This is a genomic window from Bradyrhizobium cenepequi, assembly GCF_020329485.1.
In the GTDB taxonomy this organism is placed as follows: Bacteria; Pseudomonadota; Alphaproteobacteria; order Rhizobiales; family Xanthobacteraceae; genus Bradyrhizobium; species Bradyrhizobium cenepequi.
In genome coordinates, this window is record NZ_JAGKJI010000039.1 from 1 (window position 1) to 14,290 (window position 14,290).

Annotated in this window: 14 protein-coding genes; 7 read left to right on the forward strand and 7 right to left on the reverse strand. The window is 64.0% G+C overall.

What is annotated here, in order from left to right; all coding sequences use genetic code 11:
• Window positions 1-1,525, reverse strand: a 1,525-nt coding sequence (locus J6497_RS30180) for a flagellin N-terminal helical domain-containing protein (RefSeq protein ID WP_225707882.1), incomplete at its 3' end; no start/stop codon positions are given.
• Between the two features lie 366 nt (window positions 1,526-1,891).
• Between J6497_RS30180 and flbT the strand changes: the two genes are divergently transcribed.
• Window positions 1,892-2,323 carry a flagellar biosynthesis repressor FlbT gene (gene flbT / locus J6497_RS30185; RefSeq protein ID WP_225707883.1) on the forward strand — a complete coding sequence of 144 codons (432 nt, stop codon included), beginning with the start codon at window positions 1,892-1,894 and terminating at the stop codon, window positions 2,321-2,323.
• Between the two features lie 79 nt (window positions 2,324-2,402).
• Here the strand turns inward: flbT and msrB are convergent, their stop codons facing one another.
• Window positions 2,403-2,903, reverse strand: a complete 501-nt coding sequence (gene msrB, locus J6497_RS30190; protein ID WP_225707884.1) for a peptide-methionine (R)-S-oxide reductase MsrB — start codon at window positions 2,901-2,903, stop codon at window positions 2,403-2,405.
• Window positions 2,904-2,976: 73 nt separating this feature from the next.
• Window positions 2,977-4,452 (reverse strand): NAD(P)/FAD-dependent oxidoreductase, encoded by a 1,476-nt coding sequence (locus tag J6497_RS30195; RefSeq protein ID WP_225707885.1) that lies wholly within the window; start codon window positions 4,450-4,452, stop codon window positions 2,977-2,979.
• A gap of 92 nt (window positions 4,453-4,544) precedes the next feature.
• Between J6497_RS30195 and J6497_RS30200 the strand changes: the two genes are divergently transcribed.
• The gene (locus tag J6497_RS30200) at window positions 4,545-5,087 is read left to right on the forward strand and encodes a SixA phosphatase family protein (protein WP_225707886.1); all 543 of its coding nucleotides are present in this window, start codon (window positions 4,545-4,547) and stop codon (window positions 5,085-5,087) included.
• 139 nt (window positions 5,088-5,226) lie between these two features.
• The gene (locus J6497_RS30205) at window positions 5,227-5,652 is read left to right on the forward strand and encodes a universal stress protein (RefSeq protein WP_225707887.1); all 426 of its coding nucleotides are present in this window, start codon (window positions 5,227-5,229) and stop codon (window positions 5,650-5,652) included.
• An 8-nt stretch (window positions 5,653-5,660) separates the two neighbouring features.
• Here J6497_RS30205 and J6497_RS30210 read toward each other — a convergent pair whose 3' ends face one another.
• A complete protein-coding gene (locus J6497_RS30210; RefSeq protein WP_225707888.1) occupies window positions 5,661-5,897 on the reverse strand; it encodes a DUF1127 domain-containing protein in 237 nt (78 codons plus the stop codon).
• Between the two features lie 179 nt (window positions 5,898-6,076).
• On the opposite strand from J6497_RS30210, the gene J6497_RS30215 reads away from it, so the two are divergent.
• Window positions 6,077-7,420 carry an aminotransferase-like domain-containing protein gene (locus J6497_RS30215; RefSeq protein ID WP_225707889.1) on the forward strand — a complete coding sequence of 448 codons (1,344 nt, stop codon included), beginning with the start codon at window positions 6,077-6,079 and terminating at the stop codon, window positions 7,418-7,420.
• 21 nt (window positions 7,421-7,441) lie between these two features.
• Here the strand turns inward: J6497_RS30215 and J6497_RS30220 are convergent, their stop codons facing one another.
• A complete protein-coding gene (locus tag J6497_RS30220) occupies window positions 7,442-8,047 on the reverse strand; it encodes a hypothetical protein (RefSeq protein WP_225707890.1) in 606 nt (201 codons plus the stop codon).
• Between the two features lie 71 nt (window positions 8,048-8,118).
• Here J6497_RS30220 and J6497_RS30225 point away from each other — a divergent pair, with 71 nt between their 5' ends.
• On the forward strand, window positions 8,119-8,553 hold the full coding sequence (locus J6497_RS30225; RefSeq protein WP_225707891.1) for a hypothetical protein: 435 nt from the start codon (window positions 8,119-8,121) through the stop codon (window positions 8,551-8,553).
• A 9-nt stretch (window positions 8,554-8,562) separates the two neighbouring features.
• On the opposite strand, the gene J6497_RS30230 is transcribed toward J6497_RS30225, so the two are convergent.
• Window positions 8,563-9,993 carry an MFS transporter gene (locus J6497_RS30230; RefSeq protein WP_225707892.1) on the reverse strand — a complete coding sequence of 477 codons (1,431 nt, stop codon included), beginning with the start codon at window positions 9,991-9,993 and terminating at the stop codon, window positions 8,563-8,565.
• A gap of 268 nt (window positions 9,994-10,261) precedes the next feature.
• Window positions 10,262-10,768 carry a YciE/YciF ferroxidase family protein gene (locus tag J6497_RS30235; RefSeq protein ID WP_225707893.1) on the reverse strand — a complete coding sequence of 169 codons (507 nt, stop codon included), beginning with the start codon at window positions 10,766-10,768 and terminating at the stop codon, window positions 10,262-10,264.
• A gap of 394 nt (window positions 10,769-11,162) precedes the next feature.
• On the opposite strand from J6497_RS30235, the gene J6497_RS30240 reads away from it, so the two are divergent.
• Together J6497_RS30240 and J6497_RS30245 are read left to right on the forward strand one after the other, a co-directional pair.
• Entirely contained in the window at window positions 11,163-12,248 is a 1,086-nt protein-coding gene (locus tag J6497_RS30240; protein WP_225707894.1) for a lysylphosphatidylglycerol synthase transmembrane domain-containing protein, read from the forward strand.
• 94 nt (window positions 12,249-12,342) lie between these two features.
• On the forward strand, window positions 12,343-14,283 hold the full coding sequence (locus J6497_RS30245; RefSeq protein WP_225707895.1) for an SGNH/GDSL hydrolase family protein: 1,941 nt from the start codon (window positions 12,343-12,345) through the stop codon (window positions 14,281-14,283).
• Window positions 14,284-14,290: the final 7 nt, after the last annotated feature.

Sequence of the window (14,290 nt, forward strand, 5' to 3'; positions counted from 1 at the left end):
CGATCGACTGGCGGGTCGACAGCGCCTGGCTGTTGGCCGCTTCCTCGTTGGTGTCGGCCAGCGTCAGGTTGGACGAGCCGGTCTGCAGCACGTTGATCAGGTTCTTGGAGAAGTCCTGACGGATCTGCACGATCGACAGGTTCGAACCGAAGGCCGAAGCCTGCGAGCGCAGCGTGCTCGACGCGTCGTTCAGCGCGGTGAGAACCTTCTGGGTGCTGTCGTTGTCGATGAAGTCGGTCCCGGCAGTCAATGACGCCAGACCCAGGCCAGCCGGATCGTCGGTCACGCCGTTGATCGTGAGCGTCGACTTGCCGGTCTCGTTGAACACCAGCTTGAGCTGATCGCCGTTCAGCAGGTTGATGCCGTTGAAGGAGGCATCCTGCGCTGTCGTCTTGATCTGGTCGATCACCGTGTTGTACTGGCGGACCAGATCCGCGCGGGTGTTCTGCGCATTGATATCCTTGACCGGAGTGGTCGTGGTGAGGGTTCCGAGCAGGCCGCTGGTACCCGTGGCGGTGCCGGTGATTTTCCCGGTCAGATCGACCGATGCATCGTCATTGGCGGTCGTGATGCTCAGCTTGCCGTCGCTGGAGAGCGAAGCCACCAGGTTGCTGTCGGCGAGCTTCTTGTTGAGATCGTCCAGGGTGTTCACCGCACCGGTACCGGTTCCGATGGTGATGGTCTGAGCCGCCTTGCTGCCGATCGCAGCGATGCTGAGGACCTGGTTATCCTTGGAATTGGTCGGCTTGGTCCCACCGGCCGTAAGGCCAAGGTTGGCGAGGGCGCCGCCGACGTCACCACCGAGGATGATGCTGTTGGTCGTGTCAGTGGTGGCGTTGCTGATGGTCAGGACGTTTCCGGCACTGATCGACGATGAGCCGCCGGTGATGCCATCGATCGCGTCAAGAACATCCTGTACGGTGGAATCGGTGGCGCCGGCAGTGTATGTGAGATTGATGGTGACGTTGCCCGCAGCGTCTGTGGTCGCGGCCGCGGTCTCAGTGGTGCCGGCGGTCGCGAACGTGATCGTCTTGCCATTGACCGTGAACGAGTCGCCGTCGGCAAATCCAGCCGCGGTGGTGGTGTCGGTGGCCGCAAGGCCCGCCGCAACCGCAGTGCCCGACACGGTCGCAGCCGTATCGGCATCGCCGATCAGGTTCGTGGCGGTCGCGCCCGTAATCGCCGCCGACGTGGCGGTGGACTTGGTGGAATAGCCCGAGGTCGCCTGCAGCGCCTGGTTGGCGATCGACTTCGCGCTGTCGACCAGCTTCTGCAGCGAGGTGATGCCGGTGTTGGCCGCCTGCAGCACCTGCACGCCATTGCCGATGCCATCGAGCAGGTTGTTGATGTCGCTGGCGCGGTTGTCGAGCGAAGCGGCGGTGAAATAGTTGGTGGGATTGTCGAGGGCCGACTTGACCTTCTTGCCGGTCGAAAGGTGGCTCTGCGTGGTGGCGAGCAGATCAGCGGTCGACTGCAGCGAGAGCAGGTTCTGGCGAACCGAAGCCGAAAGAATAATGCCGGACATTTTTCATACCTTTCTGGTGTGAAACTGGAACAAGTCGCTTCCAATCGTTTTTGATCGGACGAAGGCTCACCTTGGAACCAACCCTCTAAGAAAAAATGAATCTTCTCGGCGGCATTTCAGGCCCTGACAACAGCATGAAAGTGCTACGCAGCGATGGAGATGCTCCGGAATACTACTGAATTGGCTGCGCTTTCGGACAGAAGGGGCGAACCGAGCAGGAACGGCATTTACCAACCGTTAACCATGATCGGAAAGGATTGCAGCGCGATCGGCCGCCATCGGTCTTAACGGCGGGTGCGAGCCAGACATGATTCGATTTCGTCGCAACGACGCATCGCGCGGGAATGGCGGCAAAGGAGAACGGGAATGGCATTGAAGGTCGAGCTGAAGCCGAACGAGCGGATCATCATCGGCTCCTGTGTGGTCACCAACACCGATCAGCGCGCCCGCCTCCTGATCGACGGCGACAAGATTCCGATCCTTCGCGAGAAGGACATTCTGACGCCGGAGACGGCTGACACGCCGGCCAAGCTGGTCTATCTCGCGGTGCAGCTGATGTATCTCTCGCCCGATCCGATGGCGCACCATCCGACCTATTTCAGCCTGGTGCGCGACATCATCACGGCGATGCCCAGCGGCTGGCCCTTCATCGAGGGCATCAACAACCACATCCTCAACGGCGACCTCTATCACGCGCTGAAGGAATCGAAGAAGCTGATCGCCCACGAAGAGGCGCTGCTGCAAAGCGCAAGGAAGCTCGATGCCCCCACGCAGGACGACGAGCGCAAGTCAGCGTGAGGCGATCGCGCGATCAAGGAAAAAGGCCTCCGAACGGGAGGCCTGCTTTGTTCGTTCGATTTCGCACGATGACGAGAACCTAGGTAGCTGAAGCGGCTCCCGGGCGAAAGACCAGCGCAAGACCATCCATGCAGTAGCGCAGACCGGTCGGCTTCGGACCGTCGTCGAAGACGTGGCCGAGATGGCCGCCGCAGCGCCGACAATGGACCTCCGTGCGCGCCATGCCAAACGTGCGGTCCTCAGTGGTGCCGACGGCGTTTTCGAGCGGCTGATAGAAACTTGGCCAGCCGGTACCGCTTTCGAACTTGGTGTCGGAGGCGAACAGCGGCAGGTCGCAGCCGGCGCAGGCGAAGATGCCTTTGCGGTGCTCCTTCAACAACGGGCTGGACCAGGGCCGCTCCGTACCCTGCTTGCGCAGGATCTCATATTGCTGTGGCGTGAGCTGCGCGCGCCACTCGGCGTCGGTCTTCTCGATCTCGAATTTCTCGGCAGCCTTCGCCGGCGAGCCGCGCAGCCAGCGGAAGGCGGCGAAGCTGAACAGGCCGGCAGCGGAAGCGAGCAGGAAACGGCGGTCAATCATGATGGTCTCCGTGAACGCGGATGACGATTGTTCGCTGTCAGGTACGGCGCGCCTGGCTGTGAGGTTACACCGATCAGTCCCCGATCTGCTCACTTTTCTGCGAGCTTGAGCCATACGGTTCCTGCGGGGTGGGCGGTTGCGAGTGCGCAGCCCGCTGGCCGCCTGGCGCCGGTTGGCGGCGCGACGGCCGCGGCAGGGTGCCAGCCTGGCGATTGGCCTCAGTGAGGCGCGCGTCACGGATGCGCTGTTTGGCGCGCAGACGTTCCCGGTAGCGCGCCAATGCGTTGGCCGTGGCGGAGGCGCCCCGGCCCCAAAGGCTGATCAGATGCGCGGCGGCGCGGCCGGTCGGCCCACCCGCCCAGACCAGTTCGAATGGCGAGAACAGCCGCCAGCGTTCATCGCCCCGCAGGATGCTGCGCGCGATCAATACTCCCGCCATCGCAGACGTGTTCATGCCCTGCCGGCCAAAGCCGCTCGCGACCCAAAGGCCTTTGCGCAACTCACCGATCTGCGGCATGCCATGCACGGTCACACCAACGGCGCCGCCGAAGACGTCGTCGATCCCGACCTTGCCGAGTTGCGGAAAGATGGTCCTGATGCGGCGCTGGATGACGGGCGCAAAACGCTGCGGCTTCGCATTCCACGTCGTCTCATGACTTGCCCACATCAGCCGGTCGCCACCAATGACGCGGAAATGATCGATGCCGTCGCTGTCGGCAACCGAGCCGTGAAAGCCGAGCGCCTCCGCGAGCCGCTCGCCGAGCGGCTCGGTCACCGCCGCATAGCGCCAGACCGGCAGCAGCGTATCCGACAGCCGCTTGAGCGGAGCGCCGAGATGCACATTGCCGGCGAGCACGATATGCGACGCACGCAAGCGCGCTGACGGCGTGACGATGCGCTTGCGGATGCCGGAAAAGTCGATGCTGACCGCCGGCGTATCCTCGAAGATGCGCGCCCCTGCCCGCCGCGCCAGCGCCGCCAAGCCATGCACATATTTGCGGCCGTCGACCTGGAACGCCTCGCGATAGTAGATGCCATGGAAATAGCGATTGGTCCTGATGGTGCTGCGCACACGGTCGATCTGCCAGCCCTCGACCTCGGTTTCGAAATCCTCACCGAGCGTCTGCAACCGGCTGATCAGGGTCTCACCGACATCGACGGTGGAAACCTGCAGTGCGCCCTCGCTCAACGCGATGCCCGGGATCAACTCCTCGCTCGCGGTCGCGCGAACGTAATCGGCGCCTTCCTTCGATAACGCCCAGAGTTCACGAGCCTCTTGCAGCCCGACGCGTTCGATCAGGTCGGACACCGGAAGATTGAAGCCTGGCATCACCGTGCCGAGCTGGTTGCCGGAAGCGTTCCAGCCGACCTGGCGGCCCTCGAGCACTGCGACGCTGGCGCCAAGCCGCGCCGCTTCGCGCGCCACCGTCAGGCCGGCAAGCCCGGCCCCGATCACGCAGATATCGACGTCCAGATCGACCGAAAGGCGCGAGGGGAACGGCACTGCATCATCGGGATCGTCAGTCGCACTTGTCGAAGTCTCGCTCATGTCGTTTTCTTACGGACCGCAGCACGACTTGTCACCTTGTCGCGGGCATGAGCATGTAGATTATTGAAAGCACGTGGAATCGAGATTGCGCCATGCGCCGTTTGATGCTGTTGCGTCACGCCAAGACCGAAACCGAGTCGCCCTCGGGCCAGGACTATGACCGTCGGCTCGACGACCGCGGCCACCGCGATGCGGCCGAGATTGGCGGCTGGATCGGCCGGCATCCGCCGTTCCCCGACCGCGTGCTGGTCTCGCCTGCGGTCCGGGCGCATCAGACCTGGGAAATCGCGTGGGAAGCGATCAAGGGGCTCGTGCCGCCGCCGGAGGTGGAATTCCTGCCGGAACTTTACGGCGCCGATCCGACCGAGCTGTTGCACACGATCCGGATGGCTTCGGTCAGCGACCCCAAGCGGCTGATGCTGGTCGGCCACAATCCCGGCATGCACGAGCTTGCCCTCACCCTTATCGGCAGCGGTGATGCGGCTGCGAAGAAAGCGCTTGATCACAACCTGCCGACCTCGGGCCTTGCGATCTTCGACTTTCCGACCAACGATTGGACCGACGTGGCGTTCCGCCGCGGCAAGCTCGTACAGTTTGTCAGCCCGAAACTATTGAAGCAGACTTCGGACGACTAGAATCCCCGCATGATCTCAGCGCAAACGCTTGCGTTTGTCGCGGGAAAACCGGTTTTCACTTTTCCGGATCATGCTCTGAGGCAGCCGGCGCGGAAAATCGCCGCTTGCCGCGTCAATGTTGAGCGGACAGGAGGCAGGGATGTTCAAGTCCATTCTGGTGCCGATCGATTTGGCCGACACCGAGCTGGCGAAGCCTGCGATCGCGACAGCCGCGACGCTCGCGGAAAACTGGAAGGGTACGGTACGCCTGCTGAACGTGTTGCCGATGACACCGGTGATGCTGGCCGAATATGTGCCAGCCGATTTCGATACCCAACAGAGGCAGACTTCCGAGGAAGCGCTCGCGATCGTGGCACGCGAAAGCGGCATCGAGTCGTCGCGCATTTCCACCGTAGTGCGCCAGGGCGGCATCTATCACGAGATCCTCGAGGAAGCTGCGGCAGTGCACGCCGACCTGATCGTGATGACCTCGCACCGGCCGGCGATGCGCACCTATTTCCTCGGCTCCAATGCCGGCCATGTGGTGCGCTATGCCAAATGCTCGGTCCTGGTGGTGCGGCACTAACGCTCGACCTATCGGAGTTTTCCCATCGCGGGATTGAGCGCGCCGCCGACGGCGGCCTCGATCTGGCAGCGCGGTATGCCGATATCGCGCAATGCGCGATCATCCAGTGCACGAAGTGTTTTAATGGCGGCGCGGTGCTCCAGATAAGTGAGCAGCGCGTGCGCACCCGCTCCGATCCAGCAAACCAGTCCGCCCGATGAGCTCGGCTGCGCGGGCCGGCCTGCGGCTGGGGATAGCGTCGACATCGTCTTCCCTCCGGCTGTCTCCCACGCGGCAAAGCGATGCCGTCGGCGCAAATGCTGATCGCAGCGCCGTCATTGACCGCGGATTGCTCGTGTATCCTCGGTACAATCGCAGGGTTGATGCGCCCTAGATGATCCGGTATTTGTCTCGGTTCAAGCGAAACATTGCTCTCGGTGCAATTATGTCGAAGTTCGAATATTTGCGGCTTGCCGACACCATTGTCGCCGAGATCGCCAGCGGCGCGCTGAAGCCCGGCGACCGCCTGCCGCCGCAACGCGGCTTCGCCTATGAGCGCAAGATCGCCGTGTCGACCGCGAGCCGGGTCTATACCGAGCTCTTGCGGCGCGGCCTCGTCGTCGGCGAAGTCGGACGCGGCACCTTCATTTCCGGCGACGTACGACGCGGCATCACGCCGTCACCGGAGGCACATGGCGCGCGCATCGACATGGAATTCAACTATCCGCTGCTGCCGCAACAGGCGGCGATGATCGCGAAAAGCCTGGAAGGGCTGGACCGGGTAGATGCGCTCGAGGCCGCATTGCGGCCATCGACCAGCGCGGGCACGCAAGCCGTGCGACAGGTTTCGGCGACGTTCCTGGCCCGCAAGGACTGGTCTCCAAGCGCCGAACGGATCGTGTTCACCGCCAACGGCAGGCAATGCATCGCGGCGGCGCTCGCCGCGATGGTGCCGCCGGGCGGACGCTGCGGCGTCGAGGCGCTGACCTATCCCTTCATCAAGGGTATCGCGGCGCGTCTTGGCGTGACGCTGGTGCCGCTCGCGATGGACGAGCACGGCGTGCGGCCCGATGCAGTGCAGAAAGCGCACCGGGAAGCGCGTCTTTCGGCGCTGTATCTGCAGCCGACGATTCAAAATCCGTTGGGCATCACGATGCCGGCCGCCCGGCGCGCCGATCTGCTGCGCGTCGTCGAGAAGCTCGACCTCACCATCATCGAGGACGCAGTCTATGGTTTTCTCGACGATGAGGCACCGCTCGCTGCGCTCTCTCCCGACCGCTGCATCGTGCTCGACAGCCTCTCGAAGAAGGTCGCGCCCGGCCTTGCTCTCGGCTTCATCGTTCCTCCGCCACAGCTGCGCGAGATCATCATGGCCTCCGTCCGCTCCGGCGGATGGACGGCGTCAGGCTATGCTCTGGCAGCCGGACAGCGGCTGATGGGCGACGGCACCGTATCCGAGCTCACGCGGCTGAAGCGGATCGATGCAGCGCGCCGCCAGCAGATGGCTGCGAAGTTGCTCACCGGCTTCGAGATCCAGGCCAATGCCAAGGCCTATCACCTCTGGCTGACATTGCCGTCGCATTGGCGCTCGCAGACTTTCGTGGCGGCTGCCGCCCGCCGCGACATCGCGTTGACGCCGTCGACGACGTTTGCGGTCACCCCGGGACACGCACCCAACGCCGTCCGCCTGGCGCTGGGCGCGCCGACGCTGGAGCAGCTCGAAACCGGACTGCGAGCGCTGTCGGGCATCTTGATCGCGAAAGAAGAGGATTTTGATTCGACTGAGTGAACTTGGGGCCGCCACGCGGAGCTATGGCAGCAACTTATCCGGCAGGTGATCGAAACCGTAGCGGCGCGGCCGGTTACGGCCGACAAATCCGCCGATCTGCCAGGCGAACAGCACGGCGAAGCCGATCAGGAACAGCACGCCGACGAATTCGCCGGTGAACAACGCACGAAGCAATAGCCCGATCATCGCGACTGCCAGCACCACCAACAGCGCGAGCGCGGCCGCATAGGTCGCAGGCCCGAGCCCACCTGACAGCATCGCCCTGCTGCCGGCCGCCTTCATACGCTGGTGCAATTCCTCGATGAAGCCACGGTAGCCGTGATCCTGCGGCGCCATCAGGGTTGCGGTCTGCCAGGTGGTCGAGAGGATGGCGATCCGTCCGCCATTGGCATTGTCGATATCGGCACGAAAACGGCGCGACTGCATCGACACCGGACGATACGACAGGCGGACCGCCGAGATATCGCGATAAGGCCAGACGCCGGAGCGGCCGGCAATACGCCATGACAGTCCGGCATCGGTCAATTCGAACTGGTGCGCCGATCCGATCAATGATGCCTTGTAGGCATAGCGCGTCGATGCGCCCTCACCTCGCTCTACGCTATCGTTGGCAGATGACGTCGGCAAATCCACAACCCGGAGCAATCGGCTGACAGCGCCGCTTGCGCGGCGCGCCGGCTTCATCCTACAAGCAGACCATGGCCGAGACGACCTCTTTTCCGCGCCACCTGATCCTCGGCGCCGCAATGATTTCCGGCGTGCTGCTGGCGCTCGCCGTGCACATGCTGGGCGCGCGCTACGGCCTTGATCTTGGCGGGCTGTGGCGCTCCGACGCGCACGAATCCATGCCAGCGGGCGCAGCGATCGCCTGGTGGCTGATCGCGACGGTGGCGTTCTGCGGCGGCTATTTCACCGCGAACCTGATGCACAGCGCCGTCTCGGGCGAGATCCCGCCGCGGATGCGGCAATTCCTGATCGCTGTCGGGGTCCTGATCCTCGCCGGTGCGGGCCAGGTGGCTTCCGCACCGAGCTCGATCTCGACCATCTCGATCGTGGAGGCAGGCCTCGCCGCGCTCTGCCTCGGCGCGGCGATGGCGTTTTGCGGCGCGCATTTCGCGCTTCGGAACGATTGATGTTCCGAGTTACGCCGCGGCCCGGTCCGGCCGGAGGGCGCCAAGCATGATCGCGGCGGCCGCCACAAGCAGCAGGCCGGCCGAGATAAGCAGCGACGCGTGCAGACCGGCGATGAACGCTGTGGACCGGCCGACCAGTGAGCCGAACAGCGCGACGCCCAGCACGCTGCCAGTCTGACGGGTCGCATTGAGCACGCCGGCTGCAATCCCCGAGCGCGATTTCTCGACGCTGCCAAGCAGCGTCGACGTCAGCGGCGGGACCAAGAGGCCGAGCCCGCTGCTCATCGCGATCAGTTGCGCGCAGATTGCCCAATAGGCGGTGTCAGGCCTCAGGCCGAGCAATGCCAAACATCCCGCGGCCGACAGCAGAGCACCGCTGCCGATGGTCGCGGGCGCACCGATGCGCTCGCTGACGCGCGGCGCGATCAGATTGACCGGCAGCACCACGGCCATCATCGGCACGAAGGCCAGCCCGGTCTGAAATGCCGACAGGCCGTTGATCTCCTGGAAATACAGGCTCAGCACGAAGATCAGGCCGTAATAGGCGACGTTGACGAGGAGACCCACGAGCGAGGTCGCCGCGAACATCCGTTGCCTGAACAGCGACAGCGGCAGCATCGGTTGCGGCGCATAGGCTTCGCGCCAGACGAACAGTGCACTCAGCACCGCCGACACGGCAAAGCCCGAGAGCACAAACGGATCTTGCCAGCCGCGCGCGCCGCCCTCGATGAGGGCGCTGGCGAGCGTGCCCAGGGCCCCGATTGCCGCGACTTGACCAGGCAGGTCGATCTCGCGCGAAAGTGAGCGCGTTGTCTCGTCGGCGTAGCGGAAGGTGAGCCAGAGCCCGGCAAGGCCGATCGGCAGGTTGACCAGGAAGATCGCGCGCCAGCCGATGAGCGCAATCAGTGCGCCGCCGAGAAACGGTCCGGCCGTCAGCGCGACGCTGGCACCGGCCGCCCAGACTGCGACAGCACGGCCGCGCGCCCTCTCATCCGGATAGGCATGGCTGAGCAGCGCCAGCGAATTCGGCACCAGGATCGCGGCCGCCAGTCCCTGGATGCAGCGCGCCGCGATCAGGACCGGTGCGTTCGGCGCCAGCGCGCAGGCAAGCGACGCCGCGGTGAACAGCGCGAAGCCCGACATGAAGACCCGCTTGGCGCCGATGCGGTCGCCTAGCGCACCGGCGGTCAGAATGAAGGCGGCAAAGGCGATGGTGTAGGCGCTTACCACCCATTGCAGGTCGGACACGCCACCGCCAAGCGTGGCGCCGATCGCATGCAGCGCGGTATTGACGATGGTGACGTCAAGCTGCACCACGCCGTAGCCGAGGCTCATCGCGGCAAGCGTCAGCGAAGCGGCGAGCCTGGAGGGCACCGGTTTTTCGGCCGGACGAGACGAGACGTCCGCGTATTGTCGGGTCCTGAGCGGCAGGTCTTGCATGGATCACCTCGACGGAGAGCCAACACCAGACATAGCCTGTCGTTTCGCGAATAAATTTCGGTATCGATCGAATGATGATTGCGGATAGCAGCGACCGGTACAAAAAGCCGCACCGGATTATTCCGGCGCGGCTTTTTGTCTCAACATCCTGGGTGCCTGGAGCATGATCCATGCTTTCCCGAACCAGCTTCGCTGGACGAGCGAGGTGTCTTGTCCGGAGATCACGCTCCGATGAGCTGCAGCCCAGCTGACCTGGCCCGATCGTGATCTAACTCGCGGCCCTCAGATTGATCTTGCCTTCGGCGAGCGAGGTCAGCTTCTTGTCGGTGGTCTTTTCCTCGTCCAGCGTCTTCTGCAGGATCGAAGCGCAATCGTTGCGGCCGAGCTGCCGTGCCCAGGCAATCAGACTGCCATAGCGGACGATCTCATAATGCTCGGCGGCCTGCGCGGCGTTGATCAGCGCCGCGTCGAGCACGTCCTTGTCGGCCACCTCTCCGGCGACGTCGTCGGCTTCCTCGATGATGCCGTCGATCGCCGGACAATCGACCGCCTTCACCTTGGCGCCATGCATCTGGAATACCTGCTCCAGTCGCTGCACATGCGTCCTGGTTTCATCGAGGTGGGTCAGAAAGCCCTGTTTGAGCTGCGGATCGCTGGCCTTTCCGGCCATCTTTGACAACGCTTTCACAAGTTGTTGCTCGGCGTAATAGATGTCCTGCAGCTGGTGCACGAACAGATCGTTCATGCTTTTGATGTCTTTGCTGAAGAGTCCCATTGCGCGTATCCCTTTGTTCTGGGAACATGACGCGCGGCCATCTCGTCGCCCCCGCCCACAACGCCATGCTCTGTTTGCTGATATCTGCGCTAACCGGCTTGATGCACGGACGTTCCGGCGAAACCGCGAGAACCGGCGGCGGAACAGCGGGAACGCAGCGGCGGATTGAACCGACAAAGCCGCCGGCAGCGACTCACATTTCCCGATGCCCAGCCATATGTACAGCGTATGACAGAAATGACGAACGAAGGCGGAAGCGTGGCTTGTCAAGGGCTGCACAAACCTACCGTTTTGCCTTATGGGTGCTTGGGCACGGTGCGTTTGCCCGTCACCCGTTACCCCATGTGACAACGTAACGGGCCCTTCTACAAATGCCGCCCCGCCGGGAGGATGAATGCATCGGCTGCTGACCGCGCTTGGGCGTGGCTTCAAGGAAAAGATCGGCTGGAAACGGCTCGGGATCGCCGCGAGCGTCATTATCATCGTGTTGGCGGTGACCCATCTGATCCGGACCTTGAAGGGCGTCGATACCGCCCTCGTCCTGACGGCGTTGACCGACATCGCGCCGCATCGCATCACGCTCGCCGCGCTGTGCGTGGTCGGCGCCTTCTGCACGTTAACCTTTTACGACTTCTTTGCGCTTCGGACCATCGGCAAGAACCACATCCCTTACCGCATCGCGGCGCTGTCCAGCTTCACCAGCTACACCATCGGCCACAATATCGGCGCCACCGTCTTCACCGGCGGCGCGATCCGCTTTCGCATCTATTCGGACTACGGCCTGACCGCGATCGACGTCGCCAAGATCTGCTTCCTCTCCGGCCTGACGTTCTGGCTCGGCAATCTCTTCGTGCTCGGGATCGGCATGGTCTGGCACCCCGGGGCGGCGTCCTCGATGGACCTGTTGCCGGAGGCCATGAACCGCCTGATCGGACTGGGCTGCCTTGCCGGTATCGCCGCCTACCTGCTCTGGCTCGTGACCGGCACCGGCCGCCGCGAGCTCGGCCAGAACGGCTGGAAGGTGATATTGCCGTCCGCCAAGCTGACGCTCGTGCAAATCCTGATCGGCGTGGTCGATCTCGGCTTCTGCGCGCTCGCGATGTATCTGTTGATGCCGACCGAGCCTCATATCGATTTCGTCTCGCTGGCCGTGGTGTTCATCCTGGCCACCCTTCTCGGCTTCGCGAGCCACGCGCCGGGGTCGATCGGCGTGTTCGACGCCGCCATGCTGGTGGCGCTGCCGGAATTCTCGAAGGAGCAGTTGCTGGCGACACTGGTCGTGTTCCGCATCCTGTATTTCCTGATCCCCTTCGGCATCTCGATCTCGATCATGGGGATGCGCGAGCTCTGGCTCAACGTGGTGCAGCCGTGGCTCGGCCGGCGCAAGCTCAATGACCCCCCTTTCAGGGCGGAGACCGCGGAGGCCACCGTGCGGCAATCGCTCGAAAGCCGGCCACGGATCAAGCACCTGAAGCGGTAACAGCGACGTTATCCGGACGCGTTATTCTTTATTCTTTCTGGCTAATTCGGCGCGGCATTCTTATTTCTGCCCCACCGATGCCGTCAAACGCGCCATGGTCAAAATTCAGTTCCGTTCGATCGTTTCCGCCGCGCTGCTGGCGGTTGCGCTGCTGAGCCAATCGGCCGAAGCGCAGACCGCCGCCGAACAGCCTCTGCAGATTTCGTGGGAGGTCCGCAACCGTTTTCGCCTGTTCCGCGAGGAACGCGACTTCCTGTTGCAGACTGATGCCGGGCGCGGCCGCAGCGTCCTCGCTGCCGAGCAGGCGTTGGAATTGCAGAGCGATGGCCGCGGCTGGGCGCGCAATACCGTCAACCGTCTCTGCATCGACCTCGCTGGCCGCGTCAACGAGCCCTGCACCCGCGACAACGTCAAGGAAAGCTACCTGACGCCTACAGATCATCCGATCACGGTGCGCTTGGTCGGGCCGATTCCGGTCGGCGCCACCTGCGCCTGGTCGTTCGACGACGGCGACGGGCCGCAGACCTCCGCCTTCGACTGTGCCGAACCGGTGAACCTGCGCGTCCGCTACGGACGCACGACCGTCGCGACCGTCGACGTCTCCGCAGGCTCGGACCCGACCCAGCGTGTCTCCACCGAGATCGCCGTGCGCGACATCTTCATTGCAGGGCTTGGCGACAGCATCGCTTCCGGCGAGGGCAATCCGGACCGGCCGATTGGGCTGGCGGAAGAAGGCTTCTGCTTCCGCTCCTATCTCGGCACTGCTGGCGAGCAATATTACCGGCCGAGCCGCGCCGGCTATAAAGGCGGACGGGCCTGCGAAGCGCCAGACTTCCTCTCGGTATGGCAGAAGCACAGCGCGCTATGGTTCAACGCGGCTTGCCATCGCTCGCTCTACAGCTACCAGACGCGCACGGCGCTCGCGCTCGCCGTGCGCTACCCGCACATCGCGGTAACTTACCTGCCGCTCGCCTGCACGGGCGCAACCATCAATGACGGGCTGTTCGGCTCGCAGCAGGCCCGCGAGTGCCTGCCGAGCAAGTCAGGCAACACCTGCTCGGGCAGCGTCAATGGTCAGCTCGCAGAATTGCGCGATGCGCTTGCGGCGGTCAAGCGCCGCCAGCCGGATCGGCAGCTCGACCTGATCCTGCTCTCGATCGGCGCCAACGACATCTACTTCTCCGGCCTCGTCGCCGACGTGATCGTCGATACCGGGACAGAGCGCGCGCTGTTCCGGCGCGGTGGCGTCATGGCGTCCGTCGACGAGTCCCGCGACGCGCTGCGACGCACATTGCCGCAATCCTTTGCCAAACTGCGCGAGGCGCTGAAGCCGCTCGTCGGCGGCGACCTCTCGCGCGTGATCTATACGGCCTATGCCAATCCGGCGCTATCGGACGGCGGCGTCCCCTGCCCCGGCGGCCGCGCCGGTTTCGACATCCACCCCTCGTTCAACGCCGCGCCGCAGCGGCTTGGTCCGGTGGTCGGCTATGTACAGGACGAATTTCTTCCGGCGCTGAAAGCGCTGGCGCTCTGCCAGTCCGGCATTCTCTGTCGCAATCCGCGCGCCGACCGCATGACCTTCGTCGACGCTCATCAGGACGCGTTCGCAACGCACGGCTTCTGCGCGCGAGCCGCCACCGATCCGGAATTCGACCGGCAATGCTTTGCTGCCAATGGCGAGAGTTTCAATCCTGATATCGTCACCGCCGCCAGCCAGCCGATGCTGTGCGGCCGCAGCGCCTCGGAATATCGCGCCTACCTGCCGCGCGCGCGCTGGATCCGCGACGCCAATGACAGCTACTTCACCGCGATGACCTATCCGCAGGCGCTGCCATCCTCGATGCAACCCTCCGACATCCATGATGCGACCTGGGGGGTCCTGTCGGCCGTCTATGGCGGCGCAGTGCATCCGACCGCCGAAGGCCACGCCGCGATGGCGGACGCTGCGGTTCCCGCGGCGGCCGGGGTGCTGCGCCTTGATGTCGGCGTGCCGGAGGTGATCTCCGAACCGGTGCAGCCGATCAGCGGCCGCTAAAGCGCTT

What these genes read in the sequence shown, in the direction of transcription:
- flbT (WP_225707883.1), top strand. Translation starts at nt 1,892, where the DNA reads ATGGCATTGAAGGTCGAGCTGAAGCCGAACGAGCGGATCATCATCGGC.
- msrB (WP_225707884.1), bottom strand. Translation starts at nt 2,903, where the DNA reads ATGATTGACCGCCGTTTCCTGCTCGCTTCCGCTGCCGGCCTGTTCAGC.
- J6497_RS30195 (WP_225707885.1), bottom strand. Translation starts at nt 4,452, where the DNA reads ATGAGCGAGACTTCGACAAGTGCGACTGACGATCCCGATGATGCAGTG.
- J6497_RS30200 (WP_225707886.1), top strand. Translation starts at nt 4,545, where the DNA reads ATGCGCCGTTTGATGCTGTTGCGTCACGCCAAGACCGAAACCGAGTCG.
- J6497_RS30205 (WP_225707887.1), top strand. Translation starts at nt 5,227, where the DNA reads ATGTTCAAGTCCATTCTGGTGCCGATCGATTTGGCCGACACCGAGCTG.
- J6497_RS30210 (WP_225707888.1), bottom strand. Translation starts at nt 5,897, where the DNA reads ATGTCGACGCTATCCCCAGCCGCAGGCCGGCCCGCGCAGCCGAGCTCA.
- J6497_RS30215 (WP_225707889.1), top strand. Translation starts at nt 6,077, where the DNA reads ATGTCGAAGTTCGAATATTTGCGGCTTGCCGACACCATTGTCGCCGAG.
- J6497_RS30225 (WP_225707891.1), top strand. Translation starts at nt 8,119, where the DNA reads ATGGCCGAGACGACCTCTTTTCCGCGCCACCTGATCCTCGGCGCCGCA.
- J6497_RS30230 (WP_225707892.1), bottom strand. Translation starts at nt 9,993, where the DNA reads ATGCAAGACCTGCCGCTCAGGACCCGACAATACGCGGACGTCTCGTCT.
- J6497_RS30235 (WP_225707893.1), bottom strand. Translation starts at nt 10,768, where the DNA reads ATGGGACTCTTCAGCAAAGACATCAAAAGCATGAACGATCTGTTCGTG.
- J6497_RS30240 (WP_225707894.1), top strand. Translation starts at nt 11,163, where the DNA reads ATGCATCGGCTGCTGACCGCGCTTGGGCGTGGCTTCAAGGAAAAGATC.
- J6497_RS30245 (WP_225707895.1), top strand. Translation starts at nt 12,343, where the DNA reads ATGGTCAAAATTCAGTTCCGTTCGATCGTTTCCGCCGCGCTGCTGGCG.